This is a genomic window from Klebsiella michiganensis (genome assembly GCA_000963575.1).
In the GTDB taxonomy this organism is placed as follows: domain Bacteria; phylum Pseudomonadota; class Gammaproteobacteria; order Enterobacterales; family Enterobacteriaceae; genus Cedecea; species Cedecea michiganensis_A.
In genome coordinates this window covers 1453040-1475659 of sequence record CP011077.1, presented here as the reverse complement: position 1 = coordinate 1475659, position 22620 = coordinate 1453040, and the positions used below count along the sequence as shown (strand labels likewise).

Below are 22620 nucleotides of genomic sequence, written 5' to 3'. Positions count from 1 at the left end.
CAGCGTTAATCTCAAACATAACGAGTTGGTCACATGAAGGTACTGGTCACGGGCGCCACCAGCGGTTTAGGCCGAAACGCGGTCGAGTATTTACGCGCCAGGGGCATCAGCGTTCGGGCAACCGGACGCAACGAAGCTATGGGCAAACTGCTGCAGAAAATGGGCGCCGAATTTGTCCATGCCGACCTGACGGAGCTGGTCTCCTCCCAGGCAAAGGTGATGCTCGCGGACGTCGATACGCTCTGGCACTGCTCCAGCTTCACCTCGCCCTGGGGCACCCAGCAGGCCTTCGACCTCGCCAACGTCCGCGCGACCCGCCGACTGGGCGAATGGGCCGTGGCCTGGGGCGTGCGTGACTTTATTCATATCTCATCGCCGTCGCTCTACTTCGACTACCATCATCACCGAAACATCAGCGAAGATTTTCGCCCGGTGCGCTTCGCCAACGAATTTGCCCGCAGCAAAGCCGCCAGCGAAGAGGTGATCCAGCTGCTGGCGCAGGCCAACCCGAACACGCGCTTTACCATCCTACGGCCACAAAGCCTGTTTGGCCCGCACGACAAAGTGTTTTTCCCGCGCCTGGTGCAGATGATGCGTCACTACGGCAGCGTGCTGCTACCGCGCGGGGGCGATGCGCTGGTGGATATGACCTATCTGGAAAACGCAGTGCACGCGATGTGGCTGGCGACGCAGAAACAGGATTTACCTTCTGGTCGCGCCTACAACATCACCAATATGGAAGCGCGCCCGCTGCGGACTATCGTGCAGAAGCTGATCGACGAACTGGGCATCAAATGCCGCATTCGCTCGGTGCCGTATCCGATGCTCGATATCATCGCCCGGAGCCTGGAGCACTTTGGCAATAAATCGGCCAAAGAACCGGTGCTCACGCACTACGGCGTCTCCAAGCTGAACTTCGACTTAACCCTGGACACCACGCGCGCGGAAACGGAGCTGGGGTACCAGCCTATCGTTACCCTTGATGAAGGCATTCGCCGTACCGCGCTGTGGTTGAAAGATCACGGCACGCTGCACCGAGGCTAGCCCTGGCCGTATTTTTCCAGTAATGCCTCGGCAATCGCCAGGCTCTCAGCATCCGCCTCGCCGCTATAGTTGGCCGGGCGGAAGTGCATCTGGAAGGCGGTAATCACCCTTTTCTGCTGCGCATCAGTCATGCCCGGAAGCACTTCGTAGCCATAGCGGGAAAGCACATCCAGCAGATCTTTTTTATCCACCGGCTGCAGCGGCCCGCGGCCGTTAAGGTAAAATGCCACTCTTGCGGCGTCCGGCCATGCGCCAATCCCGTTGTCCGCAAATTGCTTCCAGGGGAACAACGGGCCCGGATCAACCTTGCGCTGCGGCGCGATATCTCCGTGAGCCACTACGTTCTGCGGCGCAATGTTATAGCGCGCAATAATCTGCTTAGCTAAATCTTCAAGCACCGCAATCTGCGGCTGTCTGAATGGGTAGAAGCGCTGAATACCCCCCACCCGCGTGTAGCCCTGGTTTTCCAGCTCAATGCCCACGGACGTGTCGTTAATCCGCGTCGCACCGCGCCAGAAACTGACCCCGGCATGCCAGGCTAGCTGTTCTTCCGGCACAAGCTGCCAGACAACGGGTTTCCCACCGGACAGCGGCGGGTTAGCCGGGACCAGATAATGGGCGCTGACGTTACGGTCGGTCAGCGTCGAGAGCGAGCCCGAAAAGTCATCCGCTGTGTAGTGAATCACCAGAATCTTTATCCGCGGGTAGGCGGCCTGCGCCTGGCGCGTGGTGTCCACCTTATAGCTCCCCCGATCGACAATCCCTTTTTGGCCGGCGCAGCCCGCCAGCAACAGCGCCAGGGCAAGCGCTAAGATCCTGGTTTTCATTTACGCGTTTTCACCGCCGTCCCGCTGACGCAAACCATCAGCATACTGCCGTCCTTGCCGACGGTTTCATAGTCGATATCAATCCCGACCACCGCATTGGCGCCCAGGCTTTCGGCCTGTTCCTGAATTTCACGAAATGCGATGTCCCGCGCTTTGCGTAACTCTTTCTCATAAGCCCCGGAGCGACCGCCGACGATGTCGCGAACCCCGGCAAAAAAATCGCGGAAAATATTGGCCCCCAGGATAGCCTCCCCGGTGACCACGCCGCAGTATTCAGTAATGGTGTGGCCTTCCAGGCCTGGCGTCGTCGTAAACTGCATCACGTTCTCCTCTCTTTGCCATCAACACGTTAGCCCGGCAATCGCCACGCGATTTTGAGCCAGTACGCTATGCTAAGGTAGTCCTCCTGAGAAAATAAGGAAATAAAAATGCGCAGCTCAGCTTTGGCTCTTCTCCCCTGTGCGCTGGTGTTGTCGGCCTGTACCAGCGTCACCCCGGCCTTCAAAGACATTGGCACCCGCAGCGGCCCCTGCGTCAGCGGCGGCCCGGATGACGTCGCTCAGCAGTTCTATGATTACCGTATCGCGCACAAGGGCGAAGGCCTGAACTCCGTTGCCGCGCTGCGCCCTTATCTGAGCGATTCCCTGTTCCAGCTCCTGCAAAAATCCAGCAGTTCTCCTGCCGCGCAAAGCGCGTTTACCCGCAGCGATATTTTCTCCAGCCGGTCAGAAGGGCCTGACAAAGCCAGCGTAGCTTCGGCGTCAACGATTCCGAACACCGATGCCCGCAATATTCCTCTGCGCGTCGAGCTAACCCGCGGCAGTCAGACCTGGAAAGATGAAGTACTGATGGTCCGCGAAGGCCAGTGCTGGACGGTGGACGATGTGCGTTATCTCGGGGCGGCGAGCCACGCGCCAACCGGCACGCTGCGTCAGGCAGTTGAAGGGAAATAGCGGCAATTTATGCTTACGCTATGCGGGTGGGAGAAACGTAACCCCTGTAAATAGTCTGGTATATTCAGGGATCTCGGTTTTTTATACTTAGCCACCACCCGCCTCGATATTTTGTGCTAACTTTAGGCAAGGTAAGCCGTTGTTTATAAGTTTTAACGCACAAAGATTGCATAACTATTCTGTTAAAGGTACCCTTTGCGGCCTCAATTGCTATTCAACTTCAGCGCATGAGTATTCAACTAGACAGCATTAATTGCTTTTACGGTGCCCATCAGGCGCTGTTCGATATCACACTACATTGCCCGCAGGGCGAGACACTGGTGTTGCTGGGCCCGAGCGGTGCCGGCAAGAGCTCTCTGCTGCGCGTTCTTAACCTGCTTGAGATGCCGCGTTCCGGCAAACTCAGCATTGCGGGCACGACTTTCGACTTCGCCAAAGCTCCCGGTGACAAAGCGATTCGCGATCTGCGCCAGAACGTCGGCATGGTCTTCCAGCAATACAATCTGTGGCCGCACCTCACCGTGCTGCAAAACCTGATTGAAGCGCCTTGCCGCGTGCTAGGGTTAAGCAAAGATAAAGCGCGTGAACGCGCCGACAAACTGCTTGAACGCCTGCGTCTGAAGCCCTACATGGACCGCTATCCGCTGCACCTTTCCGGCGGCCAACAGCAGCGCGTCGCGATTGCTCGCGCCCTGATGATGGAGCCGCAGGTTCTGCTGTTTGATGAGCCAACCGCCGCCCTGGATCCGGAAATTACCGCGCAGATCGTTAGCATTATCCGCGAACTGGCGGAAACAAACATTACTCAGGTCATCGTGACCCATGAAGTAGAAGTGGCGCGTAAAACCGCCAGCCGCGTGGTGTATATGGAAAACGGCCACATCATCGAACAAGGTGATGCCAGCTGCTTTGCTGACCCGCAAACCGATGCGTTTAAATTCTATCTCTCTCACTGATGTTGAACGGGAAAACGACAATGAAAAAAGTTTTGCTGGCCACTCTTTTAGCCACTCTGAGCCTTTCTGCTACCGCCGCACAGACTATCCGTTTTGCTACCGAAGCCTCTTACCCTCCGTTTGAGTCTATCGACGCCAACAACAAGATCGTCGGCTTTGACGTTGACCTGGCTAACGCCCTGTGCAAGCAGATCGATGCCACCTGTACCTTCACCAACCAGGCGTTCGACAGCCTGATCCCGAGCCTGAAATTCCGCCGTATTGACGCGGTGATGGCGGGGATGGACATCACCCCTGAGCGTGAAAAGCAGGTTCTGTTCACTAAACCTTACTACGACAACTCCGCGCTGTTTGTGGGCGTGAAGGGCAAATATGCCGATATTGCCGCGCTGAAAGGCAAGAAAGTGGGCATCCAGAACGGCACCACTCACCAGAAATACATCACCGACAAGCATCCGGAAATCACCACCGTGCCTTACGACAGCTACCAGAACGCTAAGCTGGATCTGCAGAACGGCCGTATCGACGCTGTCTTCGGCGATACCGCCGTGGTGACCGAGTGGCTGAAAGCCAGCCCGGAACTGGTTGCAGTGGGTGACAAAGTGACCGACAAAGATTACTTCGGTACCGGCCTCGGCATCGCCCTGCGCCAGGGCAACACTGACCTGCAGAGCAAATTCAACGCCGCGCTGGACAAAGTGAAACAAGACGGCACCTACAAAGCCATCTACGACAAATGGTTCCAGAAGTAATCGACTCGATGAACGAATTGTTTCCATTAGCAAGCGCCGCCGGGATGACCGTCGGCCTTGCCGTTTGTGCCCTCATCGTCGGCCTCGTGCTGGCGATGATCTTTGCCGTCTGGGAATCCGCCAAATGGCGCCCGGTGGCATGGATAGGCTCCGGGCTGGTCACACTATTCCGCGGCCTGCCTGAAATTCTGGTGGTGCTGTTTATCTACTTCGGCTCCTCCCAGCTGCTGCTGATACTCTCTGACGGTTTTACCCTCAACCTCGGTTTTACCGCCATTCCGGTCAAAATGGAGATTGAGAACTTTGACGTCAGCCCGTTCCTTTGCGGCGTGATTGCTCTCTCCCTGCTATATTCCGCCTATGCTTCGCAGACGCTGCGCGGCGCGCTCAAAGCAGTACCAATTGGGCAATGGGAATCGGGTCAGGCGCTGGGATTATCCAAAACCGCTATTTTCTTCCGGCTGGTGATGCCGCAGATGTGGCGCCACGCGCTGCCGGGCCTCGGTAACCAGTGGCTGGTGTTGCTGAAGGACACCGCGCTGGTGTCGCTTATCAGCGTGAATGACCTGATGCTGCAAACCAAAAGTATCGCCACGCGCACGCAGGAACCCTTTACCTGGTACGTGATTGCCGCGGCCATTTATCTGGTCATCACCCTGCTGAGTCAGTACATCCTGAAGCGTATCGATTTGCGCGCCACGCGCTTTGAACGGAGACCTGGCTGATGCTCGAGTATTTACCAGAGCTGATGAAGGGTCTGCACACCAGCCTGACGCTCACCGCCGCTTCCATTGCCGTAGCATTGGTGCTGTCGCTGCTTTTCACCATCGTTCTGACGTTGAAAACGCCAGGGCTGGTGCACATTGTGCGCGCCTACATCACGCTGTTTACCGGCACGCCGCTGCTGGTGCAGATCTTCCTGATTTACTATGGCCCAGGGCAGTTCCCGTCGCTTCAGCATTATCCCGTGCTATGGCATCTGCTTTCCGAACCATGGCTGTGCGCGTTAATTGCGCTGTCGCTTAACAGCGCCGCGTATACCACGCAGCTGTTTTACGGGGCTATTCGCGCCATACCGGAAGGTCAGTGGCAGTCCTGCAGTGCCCTGGGGATGAGCAAGAAAGACACGCTGGCCATCCTGCTGCCTTATGCCTTCAAGCGCGCACTCTCGTCTTACTCGAACGAAGTCGTGCTGGTGTTTAAGAGCACCTCCCTGGCCTACACCATTACGCTGATGGAAGTGATGGGCTACGGGCAGCTTCTGTATGGCCGCACCTATGATGTGACGGTCTTCGGTGCAGCCGGTCTTGTCTACCTCATCGTCAACGGGCTGCTTACGCTGCTGATGCGCCTGATTGAACGCCGGGCGCTGGCCTTTGAGCGCCGCAGCTAGAAAAGCTAACACGAAAAGCGGGGCAACCCGCTTTTTTTACGCCCAGAAAAATATAAATATACATTTTTATTGAATATAAATTCACACTTTGGCATGGTGGTTTGACGCCGGGAAACGGCGACTTAAAACAATATTGACAGACAGGAGCAACACGCATGAAAAAGTTACTGTTAGCCGCTATGTTCGCTACAACCGCATTCAGCGCGGCTGCAGCGGAGAAAATCAACTTCGGCTCTTCGGCAACCTATCCTCCTTTTGAATCTCTGGATGCAAGCAATCAGATCGTTGGTTTCGATATCGATCTGGCCAAAGCATTATGCAAACAAATGCAGGCTGAATGTACCTTCACCAACCACGCATTCGACAGTCTGATCCCTTCCCTGAAGTTCCGTAAATACGACGCCGTTATTTCCGGGATGGATATCACGCCTGAACGCGCCAAACAGGTCGCCTTTACCAATCCGTACTACGCCAACTCGGCGGTGGTGATTGCAAAAAAAGGCCAGTTTACTTCGCTGGATGAGCTCAAGGGCAAACGCATCGGGATGGAAAACGGCACCACGCACCAGAAATACCTGCAGGATAAACACCCTGAGGTGAAAACCGTCTCCTACGACAGCTACCAGAACGCAATTATTGATCTGAAAAATGGCCGTATTGATGGCGTGTTTGGCGATACCGCCGTGGTGAACGAATGGCTGAAGACCAACCCGCAGTTAGGCACCGTGGGTGAGCATGTAACCGACGCGCAGTACTTTGGCACCGGTTTAGGAATTGCGGTTCGCCCGGATAATCAGGCGCTGTTGAAGAAGCTGAACGACGCCCTGGCGGCGATTAAAGCGGACGGGACTTACCAGAAGATCAGCAATCAGTGGTTCCCGCAGTAAATTTGTTCTCACTCCGGGCCGCTCCTTAGTCACAAATATGTTTTATGTAAGGCCCGATAAGATTCCGTTCACCTCAAATACAAGCTCATATGCTGTCACCGAGCGTAGTGAACCTGTCCGGGGGATAACGCCATCCCCCGGAAGCCCCCCGCGCCCGGCGAACTCATCGCCTCTGAAGCGGTAACCCCACCGGTTATCACCCAAACATTCGGGGTCGTTCGCAATTCGTTCCCAACGATCGCTCTCTTTCGCTGCTCCCCGCAGCTCAACCCCGCCTGAGTTGGGTCATAGTCGGGGGCGATGAGAGCCGGGAGGCAATTCAACCCTCACCCCGGCCCTCTCCCGGAGGGAGAGGGGGAAAACAGCCGACGTGGAATCATGTTTATTCCCTCTCCCTTCCAGGGAGAGCGTCGGGAACGCATCTCGGCCGCCCCAGGACCAGGAGATAAAACGGAGGTCTGCCGCTTTAGCGGTCGATTTATTTGGCCGGGAGTCCGGGGTCTCGGGGAAGTGACGGTGACTTCCCCGAGTCGTTCACCGGTTCGGGGGGGATATATGAAACAGGGCTGGAAGTGAACGGAACCTTAGCCGAGACCGCCGGTACGAATGCCAGGGTTAGGGACAACGCTCCAGCAGCGTCAACACTTCGTAATGCGAAGTGTGCGGGAACATATCAAACAGTTGGGTACGCACTACCCGGTAACCGGGCAGCATCTGAATATCCTTCGCCATGGTCTGCGCGTTGCAGCTGGAGTAGACGATAAACGCCGGGGCCATCTGCGTCAGATAATCGCACAGCGCTTTGCCTATCCCACGGCGCGGGGGGTTAACCAGCACCAATTGCGGAATATCCCGCTGGGCAACGGCGAACCGGGTGGAATCCAGCGCCTGAAAATGAATATTATGCAGACCCAGTTTTTCGGCCGACTGCTTTGCGCTGGCAATCGCCTCTGGTGCAATTTCGATGCCGGTTAGCTTCATCTCCGGCGTGGCACAGTGCAGGCCAAATCCCCCCACACCGCAGAATAGATCCCACATATGGTTGACGGGGAGCGCACGCACCCAGTCACGGGCGGTGGCGTACAGCCGGGACGCAACCTGGGGGTTAGTCTGGAAGAAACTTTGCGGGCGAATATAAAGCGGCACGCCGTTGAAGACTTCTTCGAGCGCACGCTGTTCGGTTAGCGGAATTTCCTGTTCGCCTTCCATAATGGCCATGTGCACCGGCTGAATGTTGGCCGAAATCACTTTCAGCTGTGGCAGCTGCTGCTGAAGCCACGGCAGTGCCGCTTGTAGCTGCTCCAATTTGCTTTGCGAACGCAGGACAAAGCGCAACATCATACCGCCATCGGCCTGGCTTTCGGTTAGCAGCAGATACTTAAGCTCCCCCCGCTTACGCGCTACGTTATAAGGCGTTAAGCCCGCGCGGGCAATAAAGGGCTTCAGCGCCGCAAAGACAGGTTCAAATGAGGCAGGATAAAGCGGGCAGTCGGTTAAATCTTCGGGCGTACCGTCACGGTGTAGCATCCCCAGCAGCGGTTTTTCCACGCTGCCGCTGACCACCATTTTGGCTTTATTGCGAAATGCCTGCTCAGGGCCGCTGACCGGCTGGCACCACTCGCCCACCATAATGCCTTCCAGCAGTTGCCGGAGATCGGTCATTTTAGCGAGAAGCTGGTCTTCAACCTGCAGTTCAATCCACTGGCAGGAGCGACACCGGCCGGCATCATAGAGCGCGCATTGCATAGAAAAACCCTGAGAAAAAACGAGGGCGCAGATTGTAGCACTCTGCGCTTACTGAAGTCTGAAAAAAAGCCGGCTGCGGGCGGGGACAAACAGCAGACACAGCACCAGGATGTCGGGCAGCTTTTGGGTAAACAGTGACCGGAAGATCTCGCGTTTACTGCCCCCGGCAACGCTGAATAACTCAGGGTATCCCCAGCCCAGGGAGGACAGAGACAACCAGGCCACGGACACAATTTGGGTCAGCAAAAATAGCCAGCGCCCCCAGTTGCGCCCTTTAATAATCACGAACGCACAGCGAAGTTCAACGAAGAGCATCAGCAGACTGCCGAGAAAAACCAGCGTCAGGGGCCAGGTTTGCACGCTGCGGTGCACAAAATCCATCACCCCGCGTACCCCGAGCATATTAAACAGCAGCAGCAAATCGAGACATCGGGTAGTAACGATGCCAATAGCCGCCACCATCACCAGCGTGGGGACGTTTAATTTTGCATGAGATGACCGCTGTTTCCTGATAATTTCCACAACCTCGCGTTCCTTACGTCACGGTGCCGCGACAAGCGCGGCACCGGAGGCACATCATTGCAGATTTTAGGCGTTTTAACCACGTCTTGCACTCTGGATATCGCGCAGCCGCTGCTTTTCTGCCCGAGCCATAAACCACCATGCAATCAAGCCGATAACGCCCACAACGCCGAGAATAATCGACGCCAGCGCGTTAATTTCCGGGTTAACCCCCATGCGCACATTCGAGAACACCAGCATCGGCAGCGTAGTGGCGCCCGGCCCGGATACGAAGCTGGCGATAACCAGATCGTCAAGCGAAAGCGTGAACGCCAGCAGCCAGCCGGAGATAATGGCAGGTGAGATCATCGGCACGGTGATCACAAAGAACACTTTCAGCGGCGTCGCCCCCAGATCCATCGCCGCTTCTTCAATGGAGCGGTCCAGCTCCCGCAGGCGTGAGCTAATCACCACGGCAACATAAGCGGTACAGAACGTCACATGCGCCAGCCAGATGGTGAGCATCCCTCTGTCGCTCGGCCAGCCTATTGCATGCGCCAGCGCCACGAACAGCAGCAACAGAGAAAGCCCGGTGATCACATCCGGCATAACCAGCGGCGCGGTCAGCATAAAGGCAAAGCCGTTTGAGCCACGAAAACGGCCAAAGCGCACCATCACCACGGCGGCAATTGTGCCGAGGATCACCGCCATCGTAGCGGCAGCCGCGGCGATGGTCAGGCTCAGGCCAACGGCGTTCATCATCGCCGAATCCCTGAACAGCTCGCCGTACCAGCGCGTTGACCAGCCGGCCCATACCGTTACCAGTTTAGAACTGTTAAACGAGTAGATGACCAGCATCAGCATTGGCGCATACAGGAAGGTAAAACCAATAAACAGAATCAGAAGACGCCACGGAGAGCGCACCACCGGTAAGTTGTTCATGCGTGGTCCTCCGCCGCTTTGTTCTGGTATTTATGGAACCACATGATCGGCACAATCAGCAGCAAAAGCATGATAATTGCCACGGCTGAGGCCACCGGCCAGTCGCGGTTATTAAAGAATTCCTGCCACAGGACGCGACCAATCATAATGCTGTCCGGTCCGCCAAGCAGTTCCGGGATCACAAACTCCCCTACTGCCGGAATAAACACCAGCATCGAACCCGCGATAATCCCACCTTTGGTCAGCGGCACAATCACGCTAAAGAAAGTTTTCAGCGGGCGGGCGCCGAGATCTAACGAAGCCTCTACCAGTGAGTAATCAATGCGCGTCAGCGCGGTATAAATCGGCAGCACCATAAACGGCAGATAGGCATAAACAATCCCGATGTAGACCGCAAGATTGGTATGCAGGATAGTCAACGGCTGGTCGATAACCCCGAGCCAAAGCAGCACATTATTCAATATGCCGTTGTTTTTCAGTATGCCCATCCACGCATACACGCGGATCAGGAACGAGGTCCATGACGGCAAGATCACCAGCAGCAGCAGAATGTTTCGCGTGGAGGGTTTACTGTGCGCTACCGCCCACGCGAGCGGATAGCCCAGCGCCAGGCAGCACAGCGTTGAAATCGCCGCCACCTGCAAAGACTGTAGATAAGCCTCGAAATAGAGCGGATCGTCCGTCAGCTGGAAGTAATTCGCCAGATTCAGGGTGATCGACAGTTGCCCATCGGCCCAGCTCACCAGATCGCTGTATGGCGGGATCGCACGGGCTATTTCCGAAAAGCTGATCTTAAAGACGATGAGAAATGGCAGCATAAACAGCAGGATCAGCCACAGATATGGCAACGCGATCGCCAGCTTGCGCCCGTGTGCCATCTGCAAACGGGCGAGCAAACGCTTCATGCCCGAGGGCTTAAGCACGGCCGTCTCTGCCGGGCCTTCAGAAAGTGTTGTCATCTTGCCTCCTTAAACCGTCAGAACCACGCAGCTGTCGGCATCCCAGCACAGACGAACTTCATCCCCCCAGGTGGGCGCCCCTTTACGATAGCGGTGCTCATTCTGCAGCTGGGCGCTGATCATCTGCCCACTTTTCAGGCGAACGTGGTAGATGGAGAGATCGCCGAGATAGGCGATATGCACCACTTCTCCGACGGCAAAGTTATAGCCATCGGCGGGCGGCTCTTCGCAAAGCATCACCTTTTCCGGGCGCAGCGCGACGAAAACCGGCACGCCATCTACCACGGAAGCGTCAGGATCCACCTTCAGCGGATGCACTAGTCCAGGACTATCTATCACCAGCCCGTCGTCCTGACGCTCTTTTAATACCCCTTCGAAGACGTTAACCGAACCGATAAACTCCGCGCTATAGCGGGTGGTTGGGTGCTCATAAATCTCTTCCGGCTCGCCGATTTGCACGAACTTACCGCGATTCATGATCGCAATTCGCCCGGCCATGGTCATCGCCTCTTCCTGGTCATGGGTCACCATCACGCAGGTCACGCCGACGCGTTCAAGAATGTCCACCACTTCCAGCTGCATCCTGTCGCGCAGTTTTTTATCCAGCGCCCCCATAGGCTCGTCAAGCAACAGCAATTTGGGGCGCTTAGCCAGGCTACGGGCTAGCGCCACGCGCTGACGCTGGCCGCCTGAAAGCTGGTGAGGTTTGCGTTTTGCAAATTCCTGCATGTGCACCAGGGTCAGCATTTCTGCAACCCGGCTGGTAATCTCCGACTTCGGCAGTTTGTCCTGCTTCAGGCCAAAGGCGATGTTCTGCTCCACGGTCATGTGCGGGAACAGCGCATAAGACTGGAACATCATATTGATCGGACGCTGGTAAGGCGGCACATGAGACAAATCGACGCCATCAAGCATGATTTGCCCCGCGCTTGGCTGCTCAAACCCCGCCAGCATACGCAGCAGCGTAGATTTGCCGCAGCCTGAGGCGCCCAGCAAAGCAAAAATTTCGCCTTTATAGATGGTCAGGCTGACGTCATCCACGGCATGTTGGCCATCAAACGATTTAGTAAGGTTACGAATTTCCAGCAGCGGCGTCAGCGCTTTGGGTGTTTTGGACTGCGGGCGAGGGATTGCGTCGTTCAATTCTGTTGCTCTCCGGCAAAAGCAAAAAGAAGATACGGCCCGGTTGCCGTACTTTTAGCCCTCCCGGAAACAAGGGCTTCCGTTCAGGCTGGGGCGATTGCACAACTCTGGTGCAACCGCCCGGTGCAGGGTGTAACAGGACTACTTGCCTGTTTTAACCTTAGTCCACGCGCGGGTGATAACCCGGTCAATCTTCGCTGGCATCACCGTTTGTGTGAACAACTTGGCACGAATATCCGCCGGCGGGTAAATTCCCGGGTTGCTGCGGACTTCTTCGCTCAGTAACGGCGTAGCTTCTTTATTGGCGTTCGCGTAGTAAATATGATTACTGATGTTGGCGATAACGTCCGGCTTCATCAGGTAGTTAAGGAACTGGTACGCTTCGTCTTTGTTCTTCGCGTCTACCGGCAGGGCAAACATATCGAAGTAGACCATCGCGCCTTCCTTAGGAATGGAATAAGCAACATTCACGCCATTTTTAGCTTCTTTGGCGCGATTTGCTGCCTGCAGAATATCCCCGGACCAGCCAATCGCCACGCAAATATCACCGTTGGCGAGATCGTTGATGTACTGGGATGAATGGAAGTAACGAATATTTGGACGCAGCTTCATCAGCAAATCGTTAGCCGCGCCGGTGTAGTCTGCGGCGTTGGTGCTGTTCGGATCTTTGCCCAGGTAGTGCAACACGGTGGCGTAAATTTCACTAGGCGCGTCCAGGAACGACACGCCACAGCTTTTCAGTTTTTCAAGGTTCTCTGGCTTGAAGATCAGATCCCAGCTGTCCACCGGGGCGTCTTTGCCCAGCGCGGCTTTCACCTTCTCAACGTTATAGCCAATGCCGGTCGTCACCATCATGTACGGAATACCGTATTTATTATCGTGGTCGTTTTGCGCCACCAGCTTGAGCATTTCCGGGTCGAGGTTTTTGTAATTCGGCAGTTTGCTTTTATCCAGAGGCTCGAAAATACCGGCCTGAGCCTGGCGCTCAAGGAACTGCGAAGACGGCACCACCAGGTCATAACCCGTGCTGCCCGCCATCAGTTTGCCTTCCAGCACCTCGTTGGAATCGAACACGTCGTAAACCACTTTGATGCCGGTCTCTTTGGTGAAGTTTGCCAGGGTATCCGTGGCGATATAGTCTGACCAGTTATAGACGTGCAGCGTCTTTTGTTCGGCGGCAGAGCTGGCGGCAGAGGCCACCATCAGCGCACCGGCAACCATCCCCAACAACCCTTTTTTACGTAGGTAGAGCATAATTTCATTCCTTCTGAATAAAGGCCAAACCAGACTCGAATGAGCCGAATTTACGCAATGTGGCTTATCCGCATTCGCCGCACGCTGTTTTTAGCATGCAAAATTCATGCATCTCTATTCATTCTGCAGAAAAAGAATTTGGGCAATCTTCACGCAGACGTTGCTCGTTTTTACGGCCACGCAAGAATAACTGTAGCCAGGGTTGGCGACTATAGCCCGGATGAAAAAACGCCTTTTATCAACTTTCCAGACATCTTTCGTCTATACAGGCGGCAAATAATTGCCTTATGGCAGGGATTTGTCTGGCTATGACGGCAATATGACAGAATAAAAACATGCGGAACGCGGCGGCGCTGGTGGCCGCTGCGTTAAAATAAGAAAGGATCAGTGCAGAGAGTGAGTGTGAATAATTGTGCTGTCGCGCTCTTCTTCTTCAGCCACAAACAGCAGCTGATTAGCACAGGCTTCGAGGATCACCATCGAAACCTGCTCTTCGCTCTGCTGAACGAAGGCGGCAAACTGCTCGCGGGTAATACCCACCGAGGCATACAACGACTGACATACCACCAGCTTGGGCAGGTTATCATCCTGTATGTCGAGGAAAGCTTTCACCGTCAGCGAGCTGGCATTGATCGAGGAAAGATCGGACGCCAGCGGCAACAGCGCCGACGGCTTAACTTCGGCCAATGCAGAAAACAGGATAATGTTGTCCACAAGATCGATTTTCGCGTCGTATACGCCATCGAAGTTCTGCATATGGGGCAAATGCAATGCCTGACAGGTATCGCACTCGAAAAAGGTTACGCCGATTTCATCCAGCCAGCGGCGTAAAGTGTCCAGAGTCGGGACCACGAGTGAATCCATAAACGCAAAAACCTCATTACCGGTTCAAAAATTAACGTGCCATCTTACGCAAAAATGACACGTCATACTATGCATAAGCGCCGATTTGGCGATTATCCGCCGGTTTTAAGACAGTACCCAGGGCGCGCCTGCTGCTCTATCCATTTGATCATCAGCCCGGCGATATCGACACCGCTTGTGTTTTCAATGCCTTCCAGCCCCGGCGAGGCGTTCACTTCCATCACCAGCGGCCCACGATCGGCGCGTAAAATGTCCACCCCGGCGATATCCAGCCCCAGCGTGCTGGCCGCTTTTAGCGCCACCTCGCGCTCAAGATCGGTAATGGTCACCTGGTGCGCGACGCCGCCCCGGTGCAGGTTTGAGCGGAAATCGCCGGGTTTGGCCTGCCGCTCAATGGCGGCAACAACCTGGTCACCCACCACCAGGCAGCGAATATCCCTTCCCTTCGCTTCTTTGATGTATTCCTGCACTAAAATATGGGCATTCAGACCGCGAAACGCATCAATCACGCTTTCCGCCGCCTGCCGCGTTTCGGCCAGCACCACGCCAATGCCCTGCGTGCCTTCCACGAGCTTCACCACCAGCGGCGCACCGCCCACCATATCAATCAGGTCACTGGTATCGTCGGGTGAGTGGGCGAACCCCGTTACCGGCAAATCAATCCCCTGCTTCGCCAGCAACTGTAACGAACGCAGTTTGTCCCGCGCGCGGGTGATGGCCACCGATTCATTGAGCGGGTAGCTGCCCAGCATTTCAAACTGGCGCAGCACCGCCGTGCCGTAAAAAGTGATAGCCGAGCCAATACGCGGAATTACCGCGTCATAATGCGGCAGTTGACGCCCCTTGTAGTGCACGGAAGGCGCGGCCGGATTAATGTTCATATAGCAAGAAAGGGGATCGATGATCTCCACCTGATGACCGCGACGCGTCGCCGCCTCGCGCAGGCGCTTGCATGAATAGAGCGTTCCATCCCGGGATAAAATAGCGATTTTCAACCTGCACCTCTGAGCAACCAGACCAAAATTAACCGCCCGCTAATCATACCACTGCCCTCACCTTTCAACGATGGGCTAATCGGCGGGAGACTTCTTAAGTGCCTCAATTAATTGCTTTGTGGTCAAGGTGAGATGCACGGGATCAAAAACGGCATAAAGATCGGCAGGAATCGGCCGGGAGGGAGGACGAAACACCACGCCAGGCCAGTTCATTTGCGCGTAGCTGTCGGCAATAATAGTTAGCCCGAAACCGATACTCACCAACGCCAGCACGGTTTGCGGCTCCACCGCCTCACGAACAACCCGTGGGGTAAAACCGGCTTCGCGGCAAACGCGCTGCAGGAAAGTCCAGTCAGAGTGAATGGCGGTCATCGTCACGAACGGCTCATGGCGCAGTTGGGTAATGTCCACCGTCTGCTGCCGGGCTAGCGGATGACTCTCCGGCAGCGCCACCATAAATGTTGCCTCATGCAGTTTTTCGCTCTGCAGGCCCCCAGGCGGGCAGGTTTCCATCCGCCAGATCCCGGCATCAATCTCGTGGCGTTCAAGCAGTGCGAGCTGATCCCCTGGGGACTTTTCGCGAAAGGTCACGTCAATAGCGGGATAGTCAGCAATAAACCGCTGTAGCCCAAGCCGCAGCCCGCCCCAGATTGCAGTCCCGACAATCCCTAACTGAATGCGCCCGCCTTCGCCGCGGCCAATTTGTTCAACTCTCGCCAGCGCAAGACTGGCATTGTTAAGCAGCTGTTTTGTCTCTTCCAGCAGGACAACGCCTGCATGGGTCAGCGCTACGTGCCGGGAATGGCGAATAAACAGAACCGTACCCAGTTGAGCCTCCAGCTCTTTAATATGGAAGCTCAGGGGAGGCTGCGACATGTTCAGCCGCGCGGCAGCCCGGCCAAAGTGCAGTTCCTCGGCTACGGCCTGAAAATAACGCAGCAGCTTAAGGTCGGTGCGATAGATACGCTGAGATGTATTCATGAGGCTCCCTGAGTAGCAAGCCTCATAAATTAACATCGCTTACGCTAGCTGTAAGGCCGGGAGCCTTAATGTGCGAGCGATGCCGAAGAATCACTTATCTGGCGGTGGCGATAATGGAAGCTAAAGTGGAAGACGATAGCGAGCACCAGCGCATAGCCAGCAAACACCAGCCAGATGGTCGGCCAGTCTTTGACGCCATCGGCTGTGAAATAATCCACCACGTAGCCGCTGACAATCGCGCCGAGATACGCACCAATTCCGTTCACCATGGTCATAAACAACCCTTGGGCGCTGGCGCGAATGCGTGAATCCACCTCCTGCTCAACAAAGACGGAGCCTGAGATATTAAAGAAATCAAAGGCCCAGCCGTACACCACCATCGACAGCAACAGCAGCACAAAGCCAAAAGCCGAGGGGTCGCCCCAGGCAAACAGCGCAAAACGCAGCACCCAGGCGACCATGCTCATCAGCATGACCTGCTTGATCCCGAAACGGCGCAGGAAAAAGGGAATCGTCAAAATAAAGACCACTTCAGACATCTGTGAGACGGACAGCAAAATCGAGGGGTACTGCACCACAAAACTGTCGGCAAACTCCGGCTGGCGGGCGAAATCATGCAGGAAAGGGTTGCCGAAAGTGTTGGTGATTTGCAGGACCGCACCAAGCAGCATGGCGAACAGGAAAAAAACTGCCATCTGTGGCTTTTTGAACAGCACAAACGCGTCCAGTCCCAGGCGGCTCACCCAACTGCGCGCGGCCTGGTGTTTTACCACCGGAATGGTCGGCAGCGTAAGCGCATACAGCGCCAGCAAGCCTGACGTCGCTGCGGCAATATAGAGCTGAATGCTACTCAGTTCGATACGCATCAGGCTGACGGTCCACATAGCCGCAATAAAGCCTACGGTACCGAACACCCTCACCGGCGGGAAATGAGTCACCGTATCCAGACCGGCTTTTTCCAGGCAGGCGTAAGAAACGGTATTGGACAGGGCGATGGTCGGCATAAAGGCCAGCGCATTACCCAGCATTGCCCAAAACATCAGCCCCGGCTGGTTAATACTGGCCGCCCAGACCAGCATCCCTGCCCCCACCAAATGGCAGAGAGAGTACACCCGATTGGCCGGAAGCCATTTATCGGCAACAATGCCGATAAGCCCCGGCATCAGCAGCGCAGTAAGCCCTTTGGTGCTGTAAACCATGCCAACATCTGCACCTTTAAAGCCGAGCGTATTGATCATGTAAGATCCCAACGTGACCAGCCACGCCCCCCAGATAAAGTACTGCAAAAACAGCATGATTTTTAAGCGGAGTTTGATCGCCATCTGTTTTCCCTGCCTTGGTCAGTGAGGATCAGGCCAGTTTGCTGAGGAAGCCGCAAATCAGGTTAATGAAGTTCTGGCGCGACAGCACAGCCGCTTTCAGCGTCTGTTCGTGGGAAAGCTGAATACTGCCTAACCCTTCTGCAAGGTTGGTAATTGCCGAGACAGCAACCACCTTCAGGCCGCAATGGCGGGCGCTGATCACCTCCGGCACAACTGACATCCCCACTACGTGACCACCAATGATTTGCATCATGCGAATTTCCGCTGCGGTTTCGAAATTGGGCCCCGGATAGGAAACAAACACCCCCTCGTGCAGAGGGAAACCCTGCTCGCGCGCAACCTCCTGTAGCACAGCGCGGTAGTCAGCGTCGTAGGCGTTTGCCAGCGAGAAAAAGCGCTCACCAAACCGCTCATCATTTGGCCCAACGGTCGGAGTGCCCGGCATCGTATTAATATGATCGTTGAGTGCCACCAGGCTACCTGGCTCCACTTCAGGGCGCAGCGAACCGGCGGCGTTGGTAGAGAAGAGAATTTCGCATCCCAGTAGCTTAAAAGTGCGAATTGCGCTGGTCATTACCGACATCCCGCGCCCTTCATAAAAATGCCCTCGCCCTTTCATGCAGGCTACCGGCACGCCAGCCAGCGTGCCGACGACCAGCTCGCCTGCATGGCCGTGGACGGTGCTGACCGGGAACCCCGGCAGCTCTTCGTATGAAAAAGTTATCGGGGAGTCGATTTTTTCCGCCAGTTCCCCCAGCCCGGAGCCAAGAATAAAAGCGATGCGTGGCACCAGACCGTTAATTCTGGAGCGAATAATGTCAGCGGCGTAGAAAGGAGCGTTATCAAAAACAGCGGTTGGCATAGGAGGTTCCTTGTCAGATAGTCGTTATAACTTCAGCAGTTATAACGACTCACCGACGGATGAAACCAATACCGTTTGAGGCAACGATTAATACTGAAAATGTATCAATCCCAGCAGTGATGGTCCGGACCCCTGTTGATTAGCGGGTCGCCCAGCCCTGTTTGTGCAGGTAATCCAGAATGAAAGGCCGGCTTTCTTTAATAATGGTGCGGCTGATGTGGTCGCTCCAGGTATCACGCCGGGTATTGCTGTCCCGGCTGAGATAATACTGCGCCAGCTGCTCGTCGTATTCGTCCAGCAGCGCCCTGTTCAGCGGCTGATAGCGGTTTTCATGCACCAGCATCGCGGCAGGCATACGCGGCTTGATATCCGGTGTGGCGGCAGGCCAGCCCAGGCAAAGCCCGAACAGCGGCAGCACGTATTTTGGCACGCCCAGCAGTTCTCCCACCGCTTCAATATTGTTACGGATGCCGCCAATATAAACGCCACCTAACCCCAGAGACTCTGCGGCGGTAAACGCATTTTGAGCCAGAATCGCGGTATCTACCGCGCCAAGCAGCAGCTGTTCCGCCAGTCCAGGCCGGGCGTCCGGGCAGATTTGCAGGTTGCGGTTAAAGTCGGCACAGAACACCCAAAACTCGGCCGCCTCTGCCACATGCTTTTGCCCACCGGTCAGCGGCACCAGTTGCTCACGTAGCGCTTTATCCGTAACGCGAATGATTGAACTGCACTGGAGGAAACTGGAAGTAGAAGCCGCCTGTGCGCTGGCAATAATGGCCTCGCGCTGCTCGTCGGTAATGGGTTCGCCGGTAAAATGACGAATTGAACGGTGGGAACGAAGCAGATCAATGGTCGGCGTCATCACGATTTTCCTTTGGCTTTTTTAAATCAGAGTGTTGCGAAACAGAATCAGGCTGTGTCAGCTGCGGCGCGAGGCGCCTGGCAATATTCCACGCCATCACAATTGCCGCCGGGAGCATCAGCCCAAGGCCAATAAATACCATGACTATGGCCGCCGTTGCACTGGCCAAAGGTGCTGGCAGCGTCAGGTATCCCTGTAGCGAGAGAAAGGCGAGCGCCAAAAAGCCTATACCAACCGCTTCCAGCACACCCACTGATTTGGGTAACGATCCGACCGCGCGCATATTATCGCCTCCGGTGTTTAGGCCAGCTATCATCGAGGCCGAGCCCCTGCCACTCAGGGCAGATAGCCTACGGGCATCAAACTAACAGGCACGACCTTCTTTAAAAATGTGACGGATGTCGGCATTATAAGCGCATTCGCCGTTTCGTATCGGCCATAAAAACTGAGGAGAGAGCATGTTTGCAGTAATTTTTGGACGCCCTGGCTGCCCATATTGTGTTCGCGCTAAAGAACTGGCTGAGAAACTGACCGCCGAGCGTGATGACTTCAACTTCCGCTATGTGGATATCCACGCCGAAGGCATCACTAAAGCTGACCTGGAAAAAACCGTGGGTAAACCGGTTGAAACCGTGCCGCAGATCTTCCTGGATCAGAAGCACATTGGCGGCTGCACGGATTTTGAAGCTTACGCAAAAGAACACCTGAACCTGTTCCAGACCGCGCAGTAAGCCTTCAGCACGCAGAAAACCGACTCTCAGGAGTCGGCTAGTTTGCTGACAAAGAGGGAAAAGCGAGGTTTTTCCCTCTTTGTGGTTATCAGCCGAAAATCAACGAGTTGATTTTCCTGTTTATTTTAACGAGCCGACTGGTATTTCTTCTATCGCCAGAGGTTTGTCAGCAGTCTGAAACCGACTCTCAGGAGTCGGTTTTTTTATGCCGGCGAGTCCGGTTCTTGCACATAATAAATAGCAGATAACACAGCGAACCGAGGGATGACCAGAACACAGCGCTGAGCAGCCAGGCCATTTCTTGCCAGAAAGAGCGCGTTACGGGAAAAAACAGATGGGCAATCAACAGGCAGAACGGCGACGCAAGCATAGCCCCGATCAACGGTTTGACTACTTTATCGCCGTGGGAAAAAAAGCTGGCAGCTGCCCCCGGGAAGAGGAAAAACAGAAGCCCAAGCTCATAATGTCCGCTCGCAATAAACCGCCCCATCACGTTCAGGCGCAGCGAAAGAAAAACCAGAATAAAGAGCACGAAGCAGCAGGTAATTCCCAACCACCTTTGCGCGCGTCTGTGCATTTTACCTCCTGACATCTGCTTTTACTCGAAAATACCCTGCCGGAAACTTCAGCAGCGTCTTTACCCGATTTGATAATGCCTGGCCATCCATGCCGATAAAGCATTGCCACATTTAGCACAATATTCTTACTAGCCGCTGATACTGAGAAAGATTAAACTAGCGACGGAAACTCGGTCGTGCGTGAGATATTTATATGCGTGATGAGTTGCCGGTTCTCACTGACAGAACCGTCAAAACATTAGCGCATAACCCTATCTCTTTCAATAGCTTACTGGTAAACAAGAAGTTAGCCTTCGTGAATATAAACGTCGCAGATTTGTTAAACGGGAATTACATCCTTTTGTTATTTGTTGTACTAACGCTCGGACTCTGCCTGGGGAAATTACGCCTCGGTCCGGTGCAACTGGGTAATTCCATTGGTGTTTTAGTGGTCTCTTTATTACTCGGCCAACAGCATTTCTCGATCAATACCGACGCGCTAAATCTTGGTTTTATGCTGTTCATTTTCTGCGTTGGCGTCGAAGCCGGGCCAAACTTTTTTTCTATTTTCTTCCGCGATGGCAAAAATTATCTGATGCTGGCCCTGGTAATGGTCGGCAGCGCGCTGCTGATTGCATTGGGGCTGGGCAAACTCTTCGGCTGGGATATTGGCCTGACAGCTGGTATGCTCGCCGGCGCGATGACCTCCACCCCCGTTCTGGTTGGTGCGGGCGATACCCTGCGTCACTCAAGCATCCCCGCGGCGCAGCTCGCGACTTCGCTGGATAACCTGAGCCTGGGCTATGCCCTGACCTATCTGATTGGCCTGGTCAGCCTGATCGTGGGAGCGCGTTATTTGCCGAAGCTGCAGCATCAGGATCTGCAGACCAGCGCCCAGCAAATTGCCCGTGAGCGCGGCCTGGATACCGACGCGAGCCGTAAAGTTTACCTCCCGGTGATCCGCGCTTACCGCGTCGGACCGGAGCTGGTGGCCTGGGCTGACGGTAAAAACCTGCGCGAACTGGGTATTTATCGCCAAACCGGCTGCTACATCGAACGTATTCGCCGCAACGGTATTCTGGCTAACCCGGACGGGGACGCCGTCCTGCAAATGGGGGATGAAATCTCCCTGGTGGGTTACCCGGACTCCCATGCCCGCCTTGACCCAAGCTTCAGAAACGGCAAAGAGGTTTTCGACCGCGATCTGCTGGACATGCGTATCGTCACCGAAGAAATTGTGGTGAAAAACCACAATGCCGTGGGCCGTCGTCTGGCCCAGCTCAAGCTCACCGACCACGGCTGCTTCCTGAACCGCGTGATCCGTAGCCAGATTGAAATGCCTATTGATGACAACATCGTGCTAAACAAAGGCGATGTTCTGCAGGTCAGCGGCGATGCCAGACGCGTCAAAACCGTTGCCGAGCGCATCGGCTTCATCTCCATCCACAGCCAGATAACCGACCTGCTGGCCTTCTGTGCCTTCTTTGTTATTGGCCTGATGGTGGGTATGGTCACCTTCCAGTTCAGCTCGTTCAGCTTCGGCATCGGTAACGCTGCCGGCCTGCTGTTCGCGGGCATCATGCTTGGCTTCCTGCGTGCCAACCACCCAACCTTTGGCTACATTCCGCAGGGCGCGCTGAACATGGTGAAAGAATTTGGCCTGATGGTGTTTATGGCGGGGGTGGGCCTGAGCGCCGGCAGCGGCATCAGCAACGGCCTCGGCGCAGTGGGCGGCCAGATGCTCATTTCCGGCCTTATCGTGAGCCTGGTGCCGGTGATTATCTGCTTCCTATTCGGCGCCTATGTTCTGCGTATGAACCGCGCGCTGCTGTTCGGGGCGATGATGGGGGCACGAACCTGCGCACCTGCGATGGAGATCATCAGCGACACCGCCCGCAGCAACATTCCTGCGCTGGGGTACGCCGGCACCTATGCTATCGCTAACGTGTTGTTAACGCTGGCCGGGACGCTAATTGTCGTGATATGGCCAGGTTTGTGATCGCAACCGCAGACAAAGAAAAATACTTTTTTTTTATACCTGAGCGAACTTTCTTTCGGGGCATCAGTCTGAATTAGTGCCACTGCTTTT

The 22620-nt window shown here is 55.3% G+C and carries 26 protein-coding genes; 10 read left to right on the top strand and 16 right to left on the bottom strand.

The window, feature by feature from the left end; translation table 11 throughout:
* The first annotated feature begins 33 nt into the window (after positions 1 to 33).
* Positions 34 to 1044 (top strand): hypothetical protein, encoded by a 1011-nt coding sequence (locus tag VW41_07020; GenBank protein AJZ88800.1) that lies wholly within the window; start codon positions 34 to 36, stop codon positions 1042 to 1044.
* Here VW41_07020 and VW41_07015 read toward each other — a convergent pair.
* A complete protein-coding gene (locus VW41_07015) occupies positions 1041 to 1871 on the bottom strand; it encodes an N-acetylmuramoyl-L-alanine amidase amid (GenBank protein AJZ88799.1) in 831 nt (276 codons plus the stop codon). The genes VW41_07020 and VW41_07015 overlap by 4 nt on opposite strands.
* Positions 1868 to 2191 (bottom strand): hypothetical protein, encoded by a 324-nt coding sequence (locus VW41_07010; GenBank protein AJZ88798.1) that lies wholly within the window; start codon positions 2189 to 2191, stop codon positions 1868 to 1870. The genes VW41_07015 and VW41_07010 overlap by 4 nt, the downstream gene beginning before the upstream one ends.
* A gap of 108 nt (positions 2192 to 2299) precedes the next feature.
* On the opposite strand from VW41_07010, the gene VW41_07005 reads away from it, so the two are divergent.
* From VW41_07005 to VW41_06980, 6 genes are all read left to right on the top strand, one after another.
* Entirely contained in the window at positions 2300 to 2824 is a 525-nt protein-coding gene (locus VW41_07005) for a lipoprotein (protein AJZ88797.1), read from the top strand.
* A 227-nt stretch (positions 2825 to 3051) separates the two neighbouring features.
* Complete coding sequence (locus VW41_07000; GenBank protein ID AJZ88796.1) at positions 3052 to 3780, top strand: arginine ABC transporter ATP-binding protein; 729 nt, start codon at positions 3052 to 3054, stop codon at positions 3778 to 3780.
* Between the two features lie 20 nt (positions 3781 to 3800).
* Positions 3801 to 4532: an arginine ABC transporter substrate-binding protein gene (locus VW41_06995; protein AJZ88795.1), complete on the top strand. Its 732-nt coding sequence runs from the start codon at positions 3801 to 3803 to the stop codon at positions 4530 to 4532.
* An 8-nt stretch (positions 4533 to 4540) separates the two neighbouring features.
* Positions 4541 to 5257, top strand: a complete 717-nt coding sequence (locus tag VW41_06990; GenBank protein AJZ88794.1) for an arginine transporter permease subunit ArtQ — start codon at positions 4541 to 4543, stop codon at positions 5255 to 5257.
* A complete protein-coding gene (gene artM / locus VW41_06985; protein ID AJZ88793.1) occupies positions 5257 to 5925 on the top strand; it encodes an arginine transporter permease subunit ArtM in 669 nt (222 codons plus the stop codon). The genes VW41_06990 and artM overlap by 1 nt, the downstream gene beginning before the upstream one ends.
* Positions 5926 to 6080: 155 nt before the next feature.
* On the top strand, positions 6081 to 6812 hold the full coding sequence (locus VW41_06980) for an arginine ABC transporter substrate-binding protein (GenBank protein ID AJZ88792.1): 732 nt from the start codon (positions 6081 to 6083) through the stop codon (positions 6810 to 6812).
* Between the two features lie 615 nt (positions 6813 to 7427).
* Here VW41_06980 and rumB read toward each other — a convergent pair.
* The 6 genes from rumB to VW41_06950 all read right to left on the bottom strand — a co-directional run bounded on the left by rumB (position 7428) and on the right by VW41_06950 (position 13357).
* Entirely contained in the window at positions 7428 to 8558 is a 1131-nt protein-coding gene (gene rumB / locus VW41_06975) for a 23S rRNA methyltransferase (protein AJZ88791.1), read from the bottom strand.
* A gap of 48 nt (positions 8559 to 8606) precedes the next feature.
* Positions 8607 to 9080: a membrane protein gene (locus VW41_06970; protein ID AJZ88790.1), complete on the bottom strand. Its 474-nt coding sequence runs from the start codon at positions 9078 to 9080 to the stop codon at positions 8607 to 8609.
* Positions 9081 to 9155: 75 nt separating this feature from the next.
* Positions 9156 to 10001, bottom strand: coding sequence for a spermidine/putrescine ABC transporter permease (locus VW41_06965; GenBank protein AJZ88789.1), 846 nt, complete (start codon positions 9999 to 10001; stop codon positions 9156 to 9158).
* A complete protein-coding gene (locus tag VW41_06960; GenBank protein ID AJZ88788.1) occupies positions 9998 to 10960 on the bottom strand; it encodes a spermidine/putrescine ABC transporter permease in 963 nt (320 codons plus the stop codon). The genes VW41_06965 and VW41_06960 overlap by 4 nt, the downstream gene beginning before the upstream one ends.
* A gap of 9 nt (positions 10961 to 10969) precedes the next feature.
* A complete protein-coding gene (gene potG, locus VW41_06955) occupies positions 10970 to 12103 on the bottom strand; it encodes a putrescine transporter ATP-binding subunit (GenBank protein ID AJZ88787.1) in 1134 nt (377 codons plus the stop codon).
* A gap of 141 nt (positions 12104 to 12244) precedes the next feature.
* Positions 12245 to 13357, bottom strand: a complete 1113-nt coding sequence (locus VW41_06950; protein AJZ88786.1) for a spermidine/putrescine ABC transporter substrate-binding protein — start codon at positions 13355 to 13357, stop codon at positions 12245 to 12247.
* Between the two features lie 57 nt (positions 13358 to 13414).
* Here VW41_06950 and VW41_06945 point away from each other — a divergent pair, with 57 nt between their 5' ends.
* Complete coding sequence (locus VW41_06945) at positions 13415 to 13669, top strand: hypothetical protein (GenBank protein AJZ88785.1); 255 nt, start codon at positions 13415 to 13417, stop codon at positions 13667 to 13669.
* Between the two features lie 72 nt (positions 13670 to 13741).
* On the opposite strand, the gene VW41_06940 is transcribed toward VW41_06945, so the two are convergent.
* The 7 genes from VW41_06940 to VW41_06910 all read right to left on the bottom strand — a co-directional run bounded on the left by VW41_06940 (position 13742) and on the right by VW41_06910 (position 19526).
* Positions 13742 to 14221 (bottom strand): hypothetical protein, encoded by a 480-nt coding sequence (locus tag VW41_06940; GenBank protein AJZ88784.1) that lies wholly within the window; start codon positions 14219 to 14221, stop codon positions 13742 to 13744.
* Positions 14222 to 14313: 92 nt separating this feature from the next.
* A complete protein-coding gene (locus tag VW41_06935; protein ID AJZ88783.1) occupies positions 14314 to 15216 on the bottom strand; it encodes a ribosomal protein S6 modification protein in 903 nt (300 codons plus the stop codon).
* Between the two features lie 75 nt (positions 15217 to 15291).
* Positions 15292 to 16197 carry a transcriptional regulator gene (locus VW41_06930; GenBank protein AJZ88782.1) on the bottom strand — a complete coding sequence of 302 codons (906 nt, stop codon included), beginning with the start codon at positions 16195 to 16197 and terminating at the stop codon, positions 15292 to 15294.
* Positions 16198 to 16262: 65 nt separating this feature from the next.
* Entirely contained in the window at positions 16263 to 17519 is a 1257-nt protein-coding gene (locus tag VW41_06925; protein ID AJZ88781.1) for a nucleoside permease, read from the bottom strand.
* A 28-nt stretch (positions 17520 to 17547) separates the two neighbouring features.
* Positions 17548 to 18381 carry a purine nucleoside phosphorylase gene (locus tag VW41_06920; GenBank protein AJZ88780.1) on the bottom strand — a complete coding sequence of 278 codons (834 nt, stop codon included), beginning with the start codon at positions 18379 to 18381 and terminating at the stop codon, positions 17548 to 17550.
* Between the two features lie 139 nt (positions 18382 to 18520).
* Positions 18521 to 19243, bottom strand: a complete 723-nt coding sequence (locus tag VW41_06915; protein AJZ88779.1) for a nitroreductase A — start codon at positions 19241 to 19243, stop codon at positions 18521 to 18523.
* On the bottom strand, positions 19227 to 19526 hold the full coding sequence (locus tag VW41_06910; GenBank protein AJZ88778.1) for a hypothetical protein: 300 nt from the start codon (positions 19524 to 19526) through the stop codon (positions 19227 to 19229). The genes VW41_06915 and VW41_06910 overlap by 17 nt, the downstream gene beginning before the upstream one ends.
* 175 nt (positions 19527 to 19701) lie before the next feature.
* On the opposite strand from VW41_06910, the gene VW41_06905 reads away from it, so the two are divergent.
* Positions 19702 to 19974, top strand: a complete 273-nt coding sequence (locus VW41_06905) for a glutaredoxin (protein AJZ88777.1) — start codon at positions 19702 to 19704, stop codon at positions 19972 to 19974.
* A gap of 187 nt (positions 19975 to 20161) precedes the next feature.
* Here the strand turns inward: VW41_06905 and VW41_06900 are convergent, their stop codons facing one another.
* The gene (locus VW41_06900; protein ID AJZ88776.1) at positions 20162 to 20551 is read right to left on the bottom strand and encodes a membrane protein; all 390 of its coding nucleotides are present in this window, start codon (positions 20549 to 20551) and stop codon (positions 20162 to 20164) included.
* Positions 20552 to 20847: 296 nt separating this feature from the next.
* Between VW41_06900 and VW41_06895 the strand changes: the two genes are divergently transcribed.
* The gene (locus VW41_06895) at positions 20848 to 22530 is read left to right on the top strand and encodes a transporter (protein ID AJZ91885.1); all 1683 of its coding nucleotides are present in this window, start codon (positions 20848 to 20850) and stop codon (positions 22528 to 22530) included.
* Positions 22531 to 22620: the final 90 nt, after the last annotated feature.